Source organism: Chondrinema litorale (genome assembly GCF_026250525.1).
Taxonomy (GTDB): Bacteria; Bacteroidota; Bacteroidia; order Cytophagales; family Flammeovirgaceae; genus Chondrinema; species Chondrinema litorale.
Genome location: NZ_CP111044.1, coordinates 334125 through 353482, shown reverse-complemented (window position 1 = coordinate 353482; position 19358 = coordinate 334125). Strand labels below are relative to the sequence as shown.

The window sequence follows — 19358 nt, the reverse complement described above, 5'->3', positions numbered from 1 at the left end:
TTAATACTAATTTATATGGATAAATCTCTGTACATATCATATCTTCTCCATACTCACGGGAATTATACCTGTACCCACATGGCAGCCCATTCTATGGATGTCAGTCATGACCAAGTCACACGTTTTCTAGCCCATTCTAAATTTACCTCTTCCGACCTGTGGGATATTGTCAAGGGCCATCTCCAAGATAGCGCAGACTCATTTATCCTTGTCGATGACAGTGTTCAGGCAAAGAGGTATTCCCGGTATATAGAATTGGCCAAAAGGCAGTACTCAGGCAATGAGCATGGCCTAGTCAATGGGATCAATCTGGTAAACATGGTACACAGCAATGGCATTGATGGGGATTACTATCCTATCGATTACCGAATCTACCACCCAGAAACGGATAAGAAGACCAAGAATGACCATTTCCAGGAGATGTTCACCCGAATGACCATGCGTAAAGACCTGAAAGCCAAAAAGATACTTTTTGACAGCTGGTATGCTTCCATGGACAACCTTAAGCTTGTGCACAGAAGCGGCTGGACATTCTTCACTACCCTGAAGAGCAACCGCCAAGTCAGCCTATCCAGAGACACAGGGATGCAGGCTGTGGGCACAGTCGAGCTTTCCGGTAGGCAACTGCTGGAAGGCGTACAGGTCAAACTCAAAAAATACCCTTACCCCGTCAAATTATTCAAGATAGTCTCCCTAAACGGGGACATTGAATGGGTGATCACAAATGATCTATCGGACAGGATGAATGTATTTGAGGCCGAAAACGAATCCCAGATCAGATGGCAGATTGAGCAGTTCCACAGGGAATACAAACAGCTTACAGGCTCTGAGAAGTGCCAATGCCGAAAGGCAATCTCCCAGAGGAACCATCTAGCTTGCTGCTACCAGGCTTGGATAGGGCTGAAACTCCTTGCAAAACAGTTGAAAACAACACTCTATCAAATCAAAGTACTTCCGTTCAGCAACTATCTTAAACAGATTCTTGCTAATCCAATTATCATTTTAACTTAAATGCGTAAGTCCTACATTAATAAATATTCCTCTGTATTTTACTTTTGGTTCTTCTAAAGTATAAGGCTCTGTATTTACTGTAATTATTTCTTGTTGAATTACTGGAACATCGGCCCACCAATGCCAAGGAGAAACGCCCATTTTTGCAACAAGTTCGTAAATACCGAATATCGCGCCTCTTTTATCGCTGCCTGCTATTAACAATGCAGGTTGATTCAATTCAAAAGGATCTGAAACTCCCTGAATAATAAACTTTTCCCACTTATTATTTAACTTATTTGGTAGTTCAGAAGACAACTTCGCAATATCTTCTGTCTGAATAGCACCAATTATTATATATGGATTTGATCCTAAATTATCAATATTACGAGTAATTTTAGGGATTTGACCTGTTAAGCTGTATAAATCTTTTTGAAGATTTTTAGCAGCCATCCATATACCTTCATCTTGAGCATTGGATACATAAATATCTGCAATTTGATCATTTAGAAATACAGGAAAATAATTTTCAACTTGCTCAAATTTTACTAAATCATCATTTTCATTTATGAAGTGTTTTTCTTGCTTACAAGCATTAAGTGCAAAAAAGTAAAGTATTACTATTAAATGGTGTTTTTTCAGTTTCATATTTAAATCTTATCTAAATAAAAGAATAGATTTATGCAATCGATTGTTTAAAAATAAAGTATTTATCTGATACTTCAATCACAAATTGAAATTATTTAAACAGCTTAGTCTTCAGAAAGTATTTTGCCTAATCTATTGCTAGACGCTCTCATAACGAGATTAGTCTTGAGCTTCACTATGTTAGATGAATCTATTTCAGGATGAATTTTTTTATTAAGTAATTGTCTAGCAGCTATTTTTCCCATTTGTGCTGCTGGATGATCTATTGTCGACAAAGGTGGGTCTATAATCGTAGAAATAGAATCATTATTAAATCCGATTACGGCCAACTCTTCTGGAACTTTTATTCCCAATTTTTTTGCACATTGGATTACGCTTACCGCAGTAGTATCGTTAGAAGTGAATATACCATCTGGTCGATTTTCTTGAGATAACATACCCATTGCTGCTTTATAGCCATCTTCAGCACTTAAAATATCCAATACAACAATCAAGTCTTCTTCTATTTCAATTCCATGTTCTAACAGGGCATTTTCGTAACCTTTTCTTCTGTTTTTGTAAACATCTCTGTGCTGAGCTCCTGCAAAGTGGGCAATTCTTTTACAACCTTGTTCAATCAAATGTTTGGTAGCCATGTAACCTGAATGGGTATTATCGATCACCACCAAATCTGTATTGAGCGATTCTGTAACCCTATCTACAAATAAAAGTGGAATACCTTTTTCAGTAAATAATTTGAAATGATCGTAATTAGTAGTTTCCATTGCTAAAGAGACTATCAACCCATCAATACGCGAATTGAACAATACATTGGCATTTTCAATTTCCAATTCGGTTTTGTCATATGATTGAGTAAAAATAACATTATAACCTTGCTTTTTTGCTTCAGACTCTATCCCACCAATTAGTGTGGCAATAAAAGGGCGATCTACTCGCGAAATAATTACACCAATTGTATGCGTTTTTTGATTTCTTAAATTTGCTGCAACATGATTCGGTCGGTAACCTAATTGAAGGGCCTTATCTTGAACTCTCTTTATTGTCTTTTTCCCAATACTTTTGTGTTTATTTAATGCTCGAGAAACAGTTGAAGGTGAAATTTTGAGTTCACTTGCAATATCATATATTGTGGTCTCTTTATTTTTTTTCATTCAAAAATAACTAGCATGTGATTATTGTAGCTTTAAAGATAGATGTACAATTTATTTCATCCAATAATAATAAAAATTTATTAAAAATAATGCAATCGATTGCTTTTTAATTTGAATAAAACATATATTTAATATTCATAAAGGAAATTACCAATGAAATACAACTTCTAAATAACAATGCACAGTAAATTATGAATAACCAACTAAATTACATTAAAGCAAGAACGCTAAAACAAATACTGCTTTTAAGTATGCTATTCAATTTGGTAGCTTGTAATACCACTAAACAACAAAGCGAAAATAACACAGCCAAAGAGTATCTGGGGTTAAGCCATCATTATAAAGCATATTTCCCAATAGGTGTAGCAGTTTCTCCAAGGGCTCTAGCTGGAACACAAGCTGAACTCATCAGAAAAAACTTTGTGAGTATGACTCCGGAAAATGTATTGAAAACTGGACCGATACATCCAAAAGAAGATACATATAATTGGGAACCCGCAGATAAAATTGCTGCCTTTGCAAAAGCTAATAACATGAAACTACGAGGTCATGCACTGCTTTGGCACAACCAAACTCCTGATTGGCTTTTTGTAGATGATGCAGGAAATGAAGTATCGAAAGAAGTTTTATTACAAAGGTTAGAAAAGCATATTACAGAAGTAGTAACACGCTATAAAAATGTTATTTATGCTTGGGATGTTGTAAATGAAGCCATCTCTGACAAACCAGATGAATTTTACAGAAATTCTAAATGGTATCAGATCTGTGGGGAAGAATTTATAACCAAAGCATTTGAATTTGCCCGTGCAGCAGACACAGATTTACAGCTTTTTTATAATGATTATGAGGTAATCAATCCAGTAAAAAGAGAAAAGATTTATCAGATGGTAACAAAATTACAAGCCGATGGAGTACCCATAGATGGTGTGGGTATTCAAGGACATTGGTCTGTTTTTGAACCATCTGAAAAGGTATTAAAAGAAACCATTGAACAATTTACAGGGCTCGGTTTACAAGTACAAATTACTGAATTGGATGTCTCAATATATCATAAAGAACATTCTGCCAGAGAAAAACATGAAGATGATAACGACACATTTACAGCAGATTTGAAGCAAAAACAAATTGAGCAATACGATATGATTTTTAGAGTATTTAGAGAAAACAGAGATAAACTGTCTTCTGTCACTTTTTGGAATGTGTCTGACCAATATAGCTGGCTAGATAATTTTCCTGTAAAAAACAGGAAAGACTATCCATTACTTTTCGATCAGGAAAACAAACCCAAAGATGCTTATTGGAAAGTAGTTGATTTTGATTGAAAGACAAGTTTAATTATCGTTTAGCTTACCTGTTTTAAATGGAGAAGCAGGTAAACCTTCTTTATTATACAGATTGGCAAAGTCTGGATTATCAGCCCAAGCATAGCGAATGTACATAGGCTCTTTAATGTTCTCATGCCATACTTCTACTGTATTATCTTTAATAACTGCCTTGCCCCATTTAAACTTTTTGTCTGTACCAGCAATGGCAAAATGGTTCAATGCTTCTTCATTTCCAGAAATTAATCCACTTCCAACATGGTCAAAAGTAAGAATAACCTTATTACCATCTACTCTTGCAGATTTATAAATTGGACCTGAATAAACAATGTCATCTTCACCATAAACCATTTTTTGTGCAATAAGCGCAAGTCGATCACCAATCGGCTTCTTATTTCCTGGATGTATGTCATTCCACTCTCCAAGATCAATGCTCACAACCATTCCTGTGTTTGGTAGTTTCGTTGCTTCAAGTTGTGCTTCTCGCATTAAAGCCCAATTACTTTCTACCGGCAAATAGTCTACATCCATATAGTTAGGCAATTGTACATTTAAAAATGGGAGCTCAGGTTGCCCCCATTGTTTACGCCAATCTTTTATAAATGCAGGTAGTAAGTTTTTATATGCTTCTGGATTTCCAGAATTACTTTCACCTTGGTACCACACAATTCCTTTGATAGCATAATCGGTAATTGGCGCTACCATTGCATTAAACAAAGAAGTTGGCTGATTATGTATAACAATACTTTGTGGTAAATTTTCTTCCTTTATAAAAACATCTCCTACTTTAAACTGCCAATATCCTTTTAAATCAACTGTTTGCTCTCCGGCTGAAATGTAGTAAGGTTTATCTGGTACAAAACCTCCTTTCCCAGTATTGTTTACCACCCTAATCACAAATAGATTGTTCCCAGATTTTAATACATTTTGAGGCACATTATATCTTCTTTGAGGATATTGATAAGTAGTACTCCCAACCTCTATTCCATTAATGTATAGTTTATCTGCATCTACAATTCTACCCAAAGCCACTTTTGATACTGCTGGCGAAATGCTATAAGTCCTATTCAAATATTTATTAGATTCGGAAATCATACAATAAATATTTAAATACAAGATCATGTTAAAGCCAAATAAGATCCCTGAAATTCCCATACTGACCAAACAAGTTGCCCATGCCAGTTTTCCTAAAGGGAATATTTATATAACCCTCAAAGATGAACTAGGGATAATCTATGAAAATGAATTTTTTGCAGATTTATTTCCCGCTAAAGGTCAGCCAGCAGCAGATCCTTGGAGATTGGCCATGATTACTGTTATGCAATTTATCGAAGGTTTATCTGACCGACAAGCTGTAGAGGCTATGGCGTCCCGGATTGATTGGAAATATTTATTGAGCTTGGAACTCACTGCAACAGGTTATGATAATAGTGTTTTATGCGAATTTAGGAGTAGATTGATCAAGGGAGCTCCAGTAACTCTACTCTTGGACAGATTACTAAAAAAATGCGAAGAGCGTAAATGGATCAAAAAGAGGGGAACTATCCGGACGGATTCTACCCATATGCTAGGTGCTATAAGAGCGACCAATAGATTGGTCTGCATAGGTGAAACAATTAGAGCAGCACTGAACAGTTTGGCCACAGTTGCTCCTGATTGGATGAGGCAACATGCCATACCGGATTGGACCAAAAGGTATAGCTCCCGAATAGGTAGTACCCGCCTTCCCCAAAGTCAATTAAAACAACTAGGGTTTGCAATACAGATAGGAAAAGATGGATATGACCTTTTGGATATTATATATCAACAAGACGATGAGGGCTGGTTAAGAAACCTTCCTGCCGTTAAACTCCTCCGCAATGTATGGGTACAACAATTTTATCTTCAGGAAGACAAAATAAATTATAGGGACAAGCAATTGGGCATCCCCCCTGCTTTACAGTTCATCAGCTCACCTTATGACAAAGATGCCCGCTATGCCAAGAAGTATACCACATCCTGGATAGGCTATAAAGTACATATTACAGAGACATGTCAGGAAGATCTTCCTTATTTGATTACCCATATGGTTACAACCAAAAGTCCCATTGCCGATAGTAATATGACCGATGGCATCCATGATGATCTAAAAAAAGATAAAAGACTTCCTAAGACCCACTTGGTAGATACAGGGTATATTGATTCTGCTTTATTGGTAAACAGTAAAAAACAATATGCCGTTGAACTCTTAGGACCAACCCGGTCCGATCAAAAATGGCAAGCCAGATCAGGAAAAGGATTTGCATTGAAAAACTTTAAGGTCGATTTGGACAAACAGGAAGCCATTTGTCCTGAGGGTCATACCAGTAAAAGTTGGACAATAGCCTATGATAAACGTAAAAAAGAAATGATAAAAGTAAAGTTCTCTATGAAAGATTGTAAAGTATGTAAAAGTAAAGCGTTCTGCACCAAAGCTCAACGGCGCACGCTCACTTTATTGCCAAAAGAGGAGTATCAAGCGATGATAAAAGCTAGGATCGGACAGAGTAGAGGTGATTATATTACAACATATAATAGGAGAGCAGGAGTAGAAGCAACTATATCTTTGGGTGTAAGAGCCTTTGGAATGAGGAGAAGTAGATATATAGGTCTTTGTAAGGCAAACTTACAAAATGTAATTATAGCCACAGCTATGAATTTTTCAAGAATTTATTATTGGCTGGAAGAAAGACCAAGAGAGAGGACCAGAATCTCAGCTTTTAGGAAATTGATGGAATATCCTGACAGAATCGTTGCATAGAAGGTTTCATTTCGCCAGCAGTATCACTTTTGCAGGTAAACCAACCATAGAAGCTGGAATGTCAATTTCTTTGCGATACCAAACTACGCCATCTAAATTTCTTACACCCTGATCTTCCCAATAACCCGGAATATTAATATTGCGCCAATTCTTCGGAGAATAGTCTGTTTCGAACCATTTAACTTCTTCAGTTAAACCTTTATCCGTTTCCTGTTTTTGCTTGCGACTTTCCAACACAGCCGTAGCAGCTCTGTTTGTACTATTTACATAGGCTGTATCCTTATTTGTTTGGATAGTTTTCTCTATTTCAGGAAACTCTTTAAATCCATCTTCACTGGTCCAAGCTTCAATTAATGTTCCTCCTACACTTGCATTAATTAAACCGATGGGGATTTGATATTTATCGTATAGTTTTTTTGCAAAAAAGTAGGCAACTACCGAAAACCTTTTCACATCTTCAGGATTAGCCGCTTTCCAATTTCCGGCAGGCAGATCTTCGCTTGGACCTGTAATACTAGTTTTTGGACTAATTAAAAATTGCCTTATTTGAGGATAATCCGCTGCTGCAATTTCATCTGCATATCTTTCTTTATGTAAGTCTAGATAATGAACCATATTAGATTGACCTGCGCAAAGCCACACATCTCCTACTAAAATATCTTTGATTATAATATTATTACTGGCCTTAATTTCCATTTGAAATGGACCACCTGCTTTAGTCGGTTCTATCCAAACTAGCCAATTTCCATCTTCACCAGTGCGAGTTTTATAATTTTTCTGATTGAATTTGACATTTACTTTTTCTCCCGGTTTTGCCCAACCCCATATCTTTAATTTTGCATCTCTTTGGATAATCATACTATCCCTTACAATCGATGGTAGACTCACCTGAGCAAGCAATGTATTATAAGAGGTAAAGAAAAAGACTAAGAAAGTAATGGTTAAAAATTTAATCTTCATATTAAAAAGCTGTTAGTATTATTTGCCAAGCGAAAATTAATGATTCGCCTTAGTAGACTCAATTTGTTTATTTGCCCATTCAATAAAATGTTTGATGTTAGGTGCATCTGTGTGCCCACCATCGTGTTGCCTCCATGCCAATTCACCATCTAATAATCCTTCTTTTACAACAGGCATTTTCTCAGTTAAATAATTGTTTGAAACTCCTAAGTCTTTAGCTCCTAACAATTTATATGCGGGGCCTGCTGCGATGGCAGCCATATAACTCCCTTGTTGATCTAACCAGTGTGCATCACCAGCTTCTGGAATACCATAACTTATAAATAAAGGTCTTGGAGCACACAACGCGATTAATTGATGAGAATCCACTGGGAGATCACTGGCATCCATATGACCTAACTTTCCTTCTTCTGCACTGTATTTATTGTAGTTTCCCGCCATCCAATAATAAAATTCACCAGATAAATTCTCTACTGCTTCTCCAAAATTTCTTCTGTGAAGCGTGGTTCCTCCTTTTCCAGAAGAACCGATAAGCCCAAAAGCAAATCGTTCCTCAAAAGCCATGGTAACCAAAGCGGCTTTACCATAGCGAGAAACCCCTTCGATGCCGATATATTTTGCATTAACTGCTGAGTCGGTTTGTAGGTAATCTAACCCTCGAGCAGCTCCCCATGACCAAGCTCTCAAAGCACCCCAATCGTCTGGCTTGCGAGGTTTTCCTTTATTTACCAAACCAATTATACCACTACAAGTTAACCCTTCACCATTATCTGGTTGAATAGATGAAGGATCTATCATGGCATATCCCCAACCAGCTTGTATAAGCTCATGAGTACGTGGCGTTTCTCCCGATACTGGTAAATAATAACCAGATGGACTCACTCCCATAGCCGTCAGGTTAAGATATTCAGTATTAGGAAAGGGGATTTCTGATAAATATCTCCTTTCTTTTTTCGTTCTTTTTTTGCGTACCGTATTAATCTTTTGCTAATCCACAAAATCACCTTTTTGAATTTCTTTTTGCTTCCTGTCTTAATGGCTTTCCATATCAGAAAGATTTTTTTTTAATAATTTTGATAGCTTTCCACTCACTAAGTTCTAATGACTTCTCGGTTTGATGGAGTAGGGATGCTTGTAGAAAAGAAAATATCTCCGTAGAGAACATGATTGCTATGAGTGTGCCATACAGATAACATTCAAATCTGAATATGTTCATGCGCTCTATCTTATCTATTTTCAGCAAGCTTTTCCATATTTTAAACATGAGTTCTATCTGCCATCTTAGCCTATAATATTCCCTTGTTTTCTCTTTGGGCAATATAGTTGCAGGAGCATTTGTAACCCACAGGTTGTATCCACACATTTTTTTCCTCAAATCAGTGTTCGATTTTCTTCCTTTCTTGCAAGATTCCCTTTTGAGCCTTGTATGACGTGCTTTCCTGACCTGTTCGGGAACTGGTTCCACAATGAGTCTAATCCCGATTTTCTCTTGGCCAATCCACAGTTGGTGTTCTTCAATATCTGACACACGGTCCAATAGTTGAATCAAATCTATTTTTTCATGTTTGTCTTGCTGTACCACTTGCTTGTAGAGCGATATGTTGGCCCTATATCGCGACAAAAAGTAGGCTCCTTGTTCTGCGATATATCCTAGTTGTCTACCCCGCCAATAGCCAAGGTCAAACAGAACCAACCCACCTTGGGCTATCTGGAACTGCCCTGAGTCCCAATAGGCTGTATCGTTACTTGCCCCATCGGTCAGATAGAATGCATCAGCCTTTCCTTGTAGAAGCTCTATGCAATAGTGTATCTTGGCACAGGATGTACTGCTGTTACCACCACAAAGGCACTCAGGTGTCCAGGTAGTGTCAGATTGGTAGCATCTAGCACTTTCACCTGACTGAAACCATGATTCCCATCACTATTCTTTATTAAAGAAGTACCATAGGCTTGAAAGGCATGCTCATAAATACTCCGCATGAACCTGACTGCATGGGTATTGAAGCGTTCGTCCAAGCTTTGCTTCTTCATCTCTATTCCGAATCGATCGTCTAGCTCAACACATAAATCATTAAGGCTACTGCCTTGCGTATCCTCAAACAAACAGGTATTCAAATAGCACATCATTTCTCCAGTGAGGCGGGAACTTGAACGAGTAATAAAACCACTTTGTCTGGCCAAGGATTCAAAATCATTCCCCAGAGCTGCTTGAAGGCTTGTCCAAAGACGATCAACATCAATATTAAAGGGCTTTTGTCTATCTTTCATGACACTAACTTAAGCATCTTTTTATTAGCCTGACGGCTATGGGTTCAGCACCGTTAAAAACCTCCCCAAATCTGCGGTTACACATCTCGAAGCTACTATGGGTTCACACTCTCGTATTACAGCTCGATTATTTGAATCAACAAAGCTTCAGCATTACCCTCACGGATACAACTGTCTGTTTTTCTTCAAGGTGAACAGTCAATTACCTTGGTGGGATTTTCACCCACTGGAAAAGCACCACTTCGTGGCGCACTAACGTCTTGTGCAAAAGTCGGAGTTGATACTATAAAGACAATTATAATACATGCAATCAAGGTAGTTTGCATCTTCCAACAACTAACTAGGATTAGTAAACTTCTATTCATATTCATACTTACTAAATTTGATAAAGAGTAACTCTTTAAGTTTCATTTTACATTTTTTGTCAGCTAATTTTATTTGAATATACAAAATATTTATTTTTATGAAATCGATTGCATAAAATAATTTCATTTCTCTTTTTGAAATTGACAATATTTGCACATATTCAAGTATATAATTATCATATACTAAGAATTATACCCCTTTTTTAGCTAAATAAATTTACACAATAGATTGCTTAAAAAATCAATGATTATGCGAAAATTAAGACTAAATTCACTTCTACCGCTCATGCTTATTATTTGGGTTTCTTGTGCTCAAAAAAAACAAGAAAATGAAGCAATTACTGAGAATACTCAAGAAGTAAAAACAACACAAACAGATTCAATATCTCCAATAATTACCGATATATATACTGCCGATCCTTCAGCACATGTATTTGATGGAAAGTTATACCTTTATCCCTCACATGATTATGAATCTGGCATTCCTGAAGATGATCTTGGGAGCCATTTTAATATGAAAGATTACCATGTTTTTTCGATGGATAAAGTTGGTGGAGAAATTACCGATCATGGTCTTGCGCTTTCAGTTGAAGATGTTCCTTGGGCAGCACGACAAATGTGGGCACCAGATGCCACAGAAAAAGATGGCACCTATTACCTCTATTTCCCTGCAAAAGATGAAAACGACATTTTTAAAATAGGTGTAGCCACATCAAAAAATCCTGGAGGACCATTTAAAGCAGAGCCAACACCAATTACGGGAAGTTTCAGTATCGATCCGGCTGTATTTGCAGATAATGATGGAAACTATTATATGTACTTTGGCGGAATATGGGGTGGGCAACTACAACGTTGGCAAACTGGCACCTATCAAAAAGAAGATACCTATCCTGCTGATGATCAACCTGCTTTATCAGCTAAAGTCGTAAAACTCTCTGATGATATGCTTTCATTTGCAGAAGAGCCAAAAGATGTACAACTAATAGATGAAAATGGATCTCCTATTTTAACAGGTGACAATAACCGTCGATTTTTTGAGGCAGCATGGGTACACTATTATAATGGTAAATATTATTTTTCTTATTCTACCGGCGATACCCACTACATTGCCTATGCTACTGGAGATAGCCCTTATGGTCCATTTACTTATCAAGGAGTAATTTTAAAACCTGTGCTAGGTTGGACCAATCACCACTCTATAGTTGAACATCAGGGACAATGGTATTTATTCTTTCATGATAGCTCATTATCAGGAGGGAAAACACATTTAAGAAGTGTAAAAGTTGTGCCTTTGGAGTATGATTCCGATGGCAAGATTAAAACCATAGATGCAATGGTACAAGTTAATTGAATTATGAATATCCTCTGCTATTTCAATATTGGTAGAGGATATACCTTGATTTTTTTATTAAGAATGTAAGAGTTATGTAAAAAAACAGGAATTAGAAAAATTTACTGCGTGGTACACTTTATTATTATGATAAAAAAAGTATTGAATGATTAGCTAAACGAATATTTTTTTTAGATTTATCCAAAGTAATTTTAGGGAAACTATACTTGACAATTTATTAGAAAGAATGCCTGAAGGAAAATCTAATGTCTAATAAGCAAATTATTTGTAATGTGACTTAGACGAATAATCCTATTCTTAAAAATCTGGTTTAGATTTTAATCTTCATTTTATTTAATAAATTTACTTTAATATAAAGCCCATTTTTACTAGATGAGCTTAATAAAATATGAATGATGAGAAAATTGAAAGTATCTTACGCTAATTTTGAATTAACAGAAAGTTTTAACCACTCTATTAATGTTTTATTTGAGAATAAAACGGATAAAGAGATTTGGGAAGAATTTAAGAAAGGCAATAGAAAGGCACTCATCTACATTTATCAGCAATACTTCCCATTACTTTGCAATTATGGTATACAGTTTACTAAAGATACCGATGTTATAAAAGATTGCATACAAGAGTTGTTTATTGATTTATCCAGCTCAAAAGAAAATCTTTGCGAAACAACTTCTATTAAATTTTACCTATATAGAAGTTTAAGAAGAAGGATTGCCAAGGTTTGTAACAATAGCCTGCTTTCTTTTTATGGAAGCAATGAAAACGACAAAACTTTTCAAGTGCAGAACAGTCCGGAGATGCAGCTAATTAGTGAAGAAACTGTTTCTTACAATAAATCCAGATTGAACACTGCCATTAATAAATTACCTAAAAGACAAAGAGAAGCGATATACTACTTTTTTTATGAAAACTTCTCCTATCAAGAAATCGCATTACTTATGGGGATGACTAAAGTAAAGTCTGCCCGCTCACTAATCTATAAGGCAATAGAATCGCTCAGAGGTAGTATCACTTTTACAGATCTTGCTTTGGTAGTAATTATACTTATGGCTCTAGCCACTTTTTTACTAAAATAGACACCATACTTCAACTCAATTTTATTTTTTCTCTCTGTATTTCAATTAGTTACAAAAAAGTTTTAAAAATTGCAGCGGCATTTTATCGCTTTTTTGCTTTCGTAGATTGAATACATATGAAAATGGAATATAAAGACTACGAAATTGAAGATTTTTTAAAGGATACTCTATTTATAGAGTGGGTTAAAAATCCTGATCATTCCCCAGAATTAGACTTTTTCTGGGATAACTGGCTTGAAAACAATCCAGAAAAAGAAGATACCATTCTAAAAGCAAAAGACATTTTACTTGGTATTTCCTATAATTCTTATACCCCTACTAAAAAAGAGACTAGCGAAGTACTCGAAAAAATACTAAAAGGTATTGAACATAAAAAATTAGAAAACCGCAACTCCTCTAATTGGTACTCAAATATAACTGTTAGAATTGCCGCGTCTATCATTTTTATTGTAGCTGCTGTTTATCTCTTCAAGAATCAAGAAAAATACTTCCAACAAGAGCAAACCACTCAAACCGAAGAAATTAAATATTTATCTAAATACAGTCCCAAAGGAGTAAAAACTCTTTTTAAGTTACCTGATGGTTCAACAGTAAAACTCAATTCAGAAAGCAAGTTAAGAATTCCAGAAAAATTTCCTGCACACGAGCGGGTAGTTTATCTGGAAGGCGAAGCTTTTTTTGATATTGCTAGAGATACTACCAGCCCATTTACCATTTATGTAGGCGAATCGATCTTTACAAAAGTATTGGGTACTTCTTTTAACATAAATGCTTACCCTGAAAAAAAGGAAATAAAAGTAGCCTTGGTTACTGGCAAATTAGAAGTTCATAACATTGTGGAACACACGATAGAGAAGCCTGTGCTCCTTTCTCCTAACCAAATGTTTACTTTAAAAAAAGCAACTGGAAAAAGTATTACAACTGCATTTGATCCCATTGAGGTTACTGCCTGGAAAGATGGTATTATTTATTTTAAGAATGCCTCATTCGAAGAGATTATAGATAAACTAGAGCGCTGGTATGATGTAAAATTCATCATTAAACACAAACCAGATAAAGTAAAGGATTTTAGTGGGAAATACACAGGAAAAACTTTAGCAGACGTATTGGAAGGCATTAGTTTTTCATCGGGTTTTTCTTTTACAATAGATCATAAATCAAATACCGTAACCATAAATAAATAATTTTTTAATATAAAGCGTCATGAATACCAGTTAGCCTAATAAAAAAAAGCCAGTTCCCTGTTAAGAAAACTGGCCCTGATTATTCTGGAAACTTGCAATATAACCAGTATCTCGTTGGTAGCGGCAACTGGAAATTTTGCAACCCAGAACTCTTATGAAAATATATTTCCATAAAACTTTCTAAAAATATGAAATTGAAAATTATACGTCAAGTTTACATGATGTCAAAGTTTGCATTATATGGCATTTTTCTACAAAGTATATTCGCAAGTATGCTTTTGGCAGAAGAAGGCAGAAGCCAAAATATTGGTCTAGATAAAATCTACATTACACTTGATTGTAATGATAAAGCATTAAAAGATGTTTTTAAAAACATAGAAACTCAAACCGAGTTCAGCTTTTTATACCATGATAAAAGTATTTCTAAAAAGCGAATTTCAACACGTTTTGATAATAGCTCCTTAATGGAGATTCTTCAAGAAATCTCTAAAAATGAAGACCTAAAGTTTAAAAGAATTAATGGGAACATTTTTGTATCTGAAAAGGAGAATCAGGAACAAGCAGTAAGAGATATTGTTGAGCTTGAAAACTTTCAGAACCTTATTAAAGGTTCTGTTAAATCTGCTGATGATAACCAACCTTTGCCGGGTGTTTCCATCCTTATAAAAGGAACAACTACGGGTACTACTAGTGATTTTGATGGAAATTATTCTTTAAATGCTTCAGATGGAGCAACCCTTCAGTTTAGTTACATTGGCTTTGTAACACAAGAGGTTGAAGTAACCACACAAAGTGTAATAGATATTAGTCTTCAACCAGACCTAGAACAGTTAGAGGAAGTTGTTGTAGTTGGTTATGGTACTCAAAAAAGATCGGATGTAACAGGTTCTGTATCTTCAGTACCAAAAGACAGATTAACCAATTTGCCAGTAACCAACTTGATGCATGCCATACAAGGTACAACCGCAGGTTTAAATATTACTCAAAATTCTTCGGTACCGGGTAGTGAGTCAACCATACAGGTAAGGGGTGTAAATTCTATTAATGCGAATACAAGTCCTTTTATAGTTTTAGATGGAATCCCATTTTTTGGAACTACAAATGATATTAATCCTAATGACATTAAGTCTATCGAGATATTAAAAGATGCATCGGCAGTAGCGATTTATGGTACTAGAGGGGCAAATGGTGTTATCTTGATTACCACTAAAAGAGGTGCAGACTCTGATGGTAAACCAAAAATTAACTATAGTGGCTATGGTGGTGTAGAAAGTATCGCCCATAAACTTACTCCAATGAGTCCAGATGCATATGTACAGAAATATGCCGACTACATGGAAGCTAACAGTCTTGCACAAACAGCTATTTTACCAAATGCCTCTGAAGTTGAAAACTACAACGATGGGGTAACTACAGACTGGCTAGACGAAACCACACAAACAGGTGTTTTGCAAGAACACAACCTTAACATCTCAGGTGGTACCGAAAACATACAGTACTATGTATCATTGGGTAGACTTGACCAAAAAGGTGTGGTAAAAGGTTACCAATTTCAAAGAACAAACATTCGTACAAATATTGATGCAAAAGTGAATAAATATCTGAAAGTAGGTACTTCAGTATTTTTTACAGATAATAACTACGATGGTGGTAGAGTAAACTTTTTAGAGGCTACAGCAATGAGTCCTTATTCTGTTCCTTATGATGAAAATGGTGAATATATTATTTACCCAATGGAGCCAGAACAGTTATTTAAAAATCCATTATTAGGTCTTACTACCGAAAGAGTAGATAGAAAAAAGAACCTTACAGGAAGCGGATATGCTGAATTTACTCCTGGCTTTATAGATGGATTAAAATACAGACTAAACGGGTCATACATCTATAATATTAATAGATATGCAACTTACACAGGTAGAGCCGCTAACGACCAAAGTGGTACTGCTTATGTTTCTAACTCTGAAACAGCTAACTGGGTAATTGAGAATATCTTAACTTACAACAAAGATATTGAGAAACACCATTTTGATGTAACGGCCTTGTATAGCGCTCAGAAAGTAGATTACATCTTTACTGATGCTCAATCTAAGAATTTCACTAATGATGCTTTACTGTATTACAACATGAGTGCTGGTAATACACATTCGAACAATTCGTCTGGCAATAGTTATTCACTGCTTTCTCAAATGGGTAGAATTAACTACTCTTACGATAGTCGTTACCTGTTCACCTTTACGGCACGTCGCGATGGTTATTCAGCATTTGGTGCAAACACTAGTAAGTATGGTTTATTCCCTTCAATGGCGCTTGGCTGGAACATCAGCAATGAAAACTTTATGAATAACGTACCAATAGTTGATAACTTAAAATTAAGATTATCTATTGGTCAATCTGGAAACCAAGCAATTGGTGTAAACCAAACAGCTTCTATCGCTAGCACAGTACAGCAACCATTTGGAGGTTCTGCACTAACAGGGGTTTTATATAATACATTGGGTAATGCCGACCTTAACTGGGAGACTACTACCTCTGCTAACCTTGCTTTAGATTTTGGACTTATCCAAAGTAGAATTAGTGGTACTGTTGAAGTTTACAAGACTAAAACAAAAGATATTTTGCTAGAAAGAAGCTTGCCAACCATTACTGGTTACGACGATGTTTGGGCAAATCTTGGTGAGATGCAAAACGTAGGTTTTGAGCTAACTCTTAAAACAGTAAACATAGAAAAACCAGATTTTGAATGGCAAACTAGCCTTAACTTCTCTACTTACAAAAATAAGCTATTAGACTTATACGGAGATGGACAAGATGATCTTGGTAATGCTTGGTTTATTGGTCAGCCTTTAAGAATTATATACGATTACGAAAAAACAGGCATTTGGCAAGAAGGTGAAGACATTGCCTCTTCCGACCCAGTAGCACAAGCTGGTGATCTAAAATTTAAAGATCAAGATGGAGATGGCCAGATCACTGCTGACGACAAAGTGGTAATTGGGCAAAGAGACCCTAAATGGATTGGAGGTTTAACTAATACATTTAGATACAAAAATTTTCACCTAAGTGTTTTTCTACAAGTGTCTCACGGTGGATTACGCAGTAATAGAGATTTAACTTATGCAGATGAAGCATGGAGAAGAAACCTACCAGAAGATTATGGATACTGGACACCTGAAAACCAAGATAACTATTGGCCTTCATTAGCAGCTTATAAAAACTATAGAGGCTACCAATTTGCAGAAGACTACAGTTATGTAAGAATTAAAGATGTGCGCTTAAGCTATGTATTTCCATCTACAGCATTGGAAAAAATGGGTATTGGAGGCTTAACTGTATACGCTGCGGGTAGAAACCTATATACTTTCACCGATTGGTTTGGTTGGGATCCTGAAATGTCTTACAGCTCTAGAGGTTCAGATGGCTGGACAAACAACTATCCATTGGTTAGAACCTTCTCATTAGGTCTTAATCTTTCACTTTAATGTTTCACTTCAAATCGATACAAAAAATGAATAGATATATAAAATATTTAATAAGCATTGCTTTCTTTATGTCACTATCTGTTGGATGCAGTGATGACTTTTTAGATGAAGAAGTACTAGATGCCTACGCACCAGAAACTCTTACAGACCAACTTGGTTTTGAAGCAGCCGCAATAGGTTTACACAACCACTTTAGTACATTATTAACTACCACAGACGACCAAACTTTACTGGCCATGTTTCAATTGGGAACCGATATTGTTTGGGCCCCTTCAGGCAGATCAAATGGTAATGCTCGTCCCTATTTCGATTATTCTACACTTACTTCTACAGATGAGGCAGCTCGTAAACTTTGGACTTACTTGTTTAAAATGATAAACAATGCCAATGTGTTAATTTCAAATGCAGAAAGTGGAGAAGCTACTGGAATGACAGACGAAGAATTAAATGCTTATAATGCTGAAGCAAAATTTTTTAGAGCTTACGCTTATAACATGTTTGCTACTCTTTATGGTGGAGTGCCAGTAGTTACAGAGCCTTTAACTGCTCCTAAAACAGATTTTGTTAGAAACTCCGTAACCGAAGTAAACTCTTTAGTAGAATCAGATCTTCTATATGCAATAACTAACTTGCCAAATATAAATGAAGTAACATATGAAGCAAGGGTAAATCAATCAATGGCTCGCCAATTACTTGCTGAATATTATTTAAGAACAGACGAAGCAGCTAAAGCAGAAGAGCAATGTGATGCTATTATCAACAGTGGAAACTTTAGTCTTGTAACCGAACGCTATGGCGTAAACAGTAGCGAAGAAGGTGATGCCTTTTCTGATATGTTTTTATTTGGTAACCAACGTCGATCAGAAGGAAACACAGAAGCAATTTGGGTTATGGAACAAGAAAATCCTACTGATGTAACTGGTGGTAGTAGTGGTAATCCTCAACAAAGAAGAATTTGGGGTGCTGCTTATCACGATGTTACAGGTATGGTTCCTATCGATACTTTGGGTGGTCGTGGTTTAGGAAGAATTAGATTAAACGATTGGGTTTTATATGATTTATATGAAAATGGAGATATGAGAAACTCTCAGTTCAGCATCCACCGTCAGCATTATTTCAATAATCCAGACACAAAGTATGATGCAATTAGAGGAGTAGCTATACCTTATGGAGAAGATGCTGAGTTTGATTTAGGTAATGGAGAAAGCGTTAAAATATTTGCCTCTGACACAATCTATAAACTTACTCCTTACACACTTAAATGGGGACATTTTGATAGTAGAGATACTTTTGGTTATGGTATGTGGAAAGATTTTATTTTAATGAGATTAGGAGAAACATATCTTTTGAGAGCTGAAGCCCGATTTAAACAAGGGAATGCAAGTGGAGCTGCAAGTGATATTAATATGCTAAGAGAAAGAGCAAATGCTTCTACTGTAGATGCTAGTGATATTACACTAGAATTTATTTTAGACGAAAGAGCCAGAGAGCTTTTAGCAGAAGAAAACCGTCGTATGACTTTAATTCGTACCGGAACTCTTATAGAAAGAGCTACTACATTAAATGGAACTACAACTCGTGCAGATGGCAATATTGAAACTACCAATGGCTTAGATGAGCACAATTTATTATTGCCAATTCCGCAAACAGAAATTAATCTTAATAAAGATGCAGTTCTGGAACAAAACCCAGGATACAACTAATTTTCAGTTCATACTTTTTGGATTCTATTTACAAAACGGGAGGTACATTTACCTCTCGTTTTTTATGTCTACAGGAAATTAT

14 protein-coding genes and 1 pseudogene are annotated in these 19358 nt (G+C 35.9%); 8 read left to right on the top strand and 7 right to left on the bottom strand.

All coding sequences use genetic code 11. The features are described 5' to 3' along the window. Window positions 1-15 precede the first annotated feature (15 nt). Window positions 16-1011 carry an IS701 family transposase gene (locus OQ292_RS21700; protein ID WP_284686056.1) on the top strand — a complete coding sequence of 332 codons (996 nt, stop codon included), beginning with the start codon at window positions 16-18 and terminating at the stop codon, window positions 1009-1011. On the opposite strand, the gene OQ292_RS21695 is transcribed toward OQ292_RS21700, so the two are convergent. Both OQ292_RS21695 and OQ292_RS21690 read right to left on the bottom strand, forming a co-directional pair. Further along, complete coding sequence (locus OQ292_RS21695; protein WP_284686055.1) at window positions 1003-1638, bottom strand: beta-N-acetylhexosaminidase family protein; 636 nt, start codon at window positions 1636-1638, stop codon at window positions 1003-1005. The two genes, OQ292_RS21700 and OQ292_RS21695, sit on opposite strands and share 9 nt — an antisense overlap. A gap of 104 nt (window positions 1639-1742) precedes the next feature. Further along, the gene (locus OQ292_RS21690) at window positions 1743-2789 is read right to left on the bottom strand and encodes a LacI family DNA-binding transcriptional regulator (protein WP_284686054.1); all 1047 of its coding nucleotides are present in this window, start codon (window positions 2787-2789) and stop codon (window positions 1743-1745) included. Window positions 2790-2980: 191 nt separating this feature from the next. On the opposite strand from OQ292_RS21690, the gene OQ292_RS21685 reads away from it, so the two are divergent. Further along, window positions 2981-4111, top strand: a complete 1131-nt coding sequence (locus OQ292_RS21685; protein ID WP_284686053.1) for an endo-1,4-beta-xylanase — start codon at window positions 2981-2983, stop codon at window positions 4109-4111. A 9-nt stretch (window positions 4112-4120) separates the two neighbouring features. Here the strand turns inward: OQ292_RS21685 and OQ292_RS21680 are convergent, their stop codons facing one another. Next, the gene (locus OQ292_RS21680) at window positions 4121-5206 is read right to left on the bottom strand and encodes a sialate O-acetylesterase (protein WP_284686052.1); all 1086 of its coding nucleotides are present in this window, start codon (window positions 5204-5206) and stop codon (window positions 4121-4123) included. A 22-nt stretch (window positions 5207-5228) separates the two neighbouring features. Here OQ292_RS21680 and OQ292_RS21675 point away from each other — a divergent pair, with 22 nt between their 5' ends. After that, window positions 5229-6890: an IS1182 family transposase gene (locus tag OQ292_RS21675; protein WP_431733766.1), complete on the top strand. Its 1662-nt coding sequence runs from the start codon at window positions 5229-5231 to the stop codon at window positions 6888-6890. A 6-nt stretch (window positions 6891-6896) separates the two neighbouring features. On the opposite strand, the gene OQ292_RS21670 is transcribed toward OQ292_RS21675, so the two are convergent. The 4 genes and pseudogenes from OQ292_RS21670 to OQ292_RS21655 all read right to left on the bottom strand — a co-directional run bounded on the left by OQ292_RS21670 (window position 6897) and on the right by OQ292_RS21655 (window position 9965). Further along, window positions 6897-7850 carry a sialate O-acetylesterase gene (locus tag OQ292_RS21670; protein WP_284686051.1) on the bottom strand — a complete coding sequence of 318 codons (954 nt, stop codon included), beginning with the start codon at window positions 7848-7850 and terminating at the stop codon, window positions 6897-6899. Between the two features lie 36 nt (window positions 7851-7886). After that, a pseudogene (locus tag OQ292_RS21665) lies at window positions 7887-8675 on the bottom strand (glucuronyl esterase domain-containing protein); the annotation flags it as partial. 223 nt (window positions 8676-8898) lie between these two features. After that, the gene (locus OQ292_RS21660) at window positions 8899-9648 is read right to left on the bottom strand and encodes an IS4 family transposase (RefSeq protein WP_284686510.1); all 750 of its coding nucleotides are present in this window, start codon (window positions 9646-9648) and stop codon (window positions 8899-8901) included. Further along, on the bottom strand, window positions 9645-9965 hold the full coding sequence (locus OQ292_RS21655) for a hypothetical protein (protein ID WP_284686050.1): 321 nt from the start codon (window positions 9963-9965) through the stop codon (window positions 9645-9647). Before OQ292_RS21655 ends, OQ292_RS21660 begins: the two co-directional genes overlap by 4 nt. Before the next feature lie 768 nt (window positions 9966-10733). Here OQ292_RS21655 and OQ292_RS21650 point away from each other — a divergent pair. The 5 genes from OQ292_RS21650 to OQ292_RS21630 all read left to right on the top strand — a co-directional run bounded on the left by OQ292_RS21650 (window position 10734) and on the right by OQ292_RS21630 (window position 19276). Continuing rightward, the gene (locus tag OQ292_RS21650) at window positions 10734-11834 is read left to right on the top strand and encodes a glycoside hydrolase family 43 protein (protein WP_284686049.1); all 1101 of its coding nucleotides are present in this window, start codon (window positions 10734-10736) and stop codon (window positions 11832-11834) included. 392 nt (window positions 11835-12226) lie between these two features. Beyond that, window positions 12227-12910 (top strand): RNA polymerase sigma factor, encoded by a 684-nt coding sequence (locus tag OQ292_RS21645; RefSeq protein WP_284686048.1) that lies wholly within the window; start codon window positions 12227-12229, stop codon window positions 12908-12910. Window positions 12911-13032: 122 nt separating this feature from the next. Continuing rightward, complete coding sequence (locus OQ292_RS21640; protein ID WP_284686047.1) at window positions 13033-14094, top strand: FecR family protein; 1062 nt, start codon at window positions 13033-13035, stop codon at window positions 14092-14094. A gap of 188 nt (window positions 14095-14282) precedes the next feature. After that, window positions 14283-17573 carry a SusC/RagA family TonB-linked outer membrane protein gene (locus tag OQ292_RS21635; protein ID WP_284686046.1) on the top strand — a complete coding sequence of 1097 codons (3291 nt, stop codon included), beginning with the start codon at window positions 14283-14285 and terminating at the stop codon, window positions 17571-17573. Window positions 17574-17599: 26 nt separating this feature from the next. After that, entirely contained in the window at window positions 17600-19276 is a 1677-nt protein-coding gene (locus tag OQ292_RS21630) for a RagB/SusD family nutrient uptake outer membrane protein (protein ID WP_284686045.1), read from the top strand. Window positions 19277-19358: the final 82 nt, after the last annotated feature.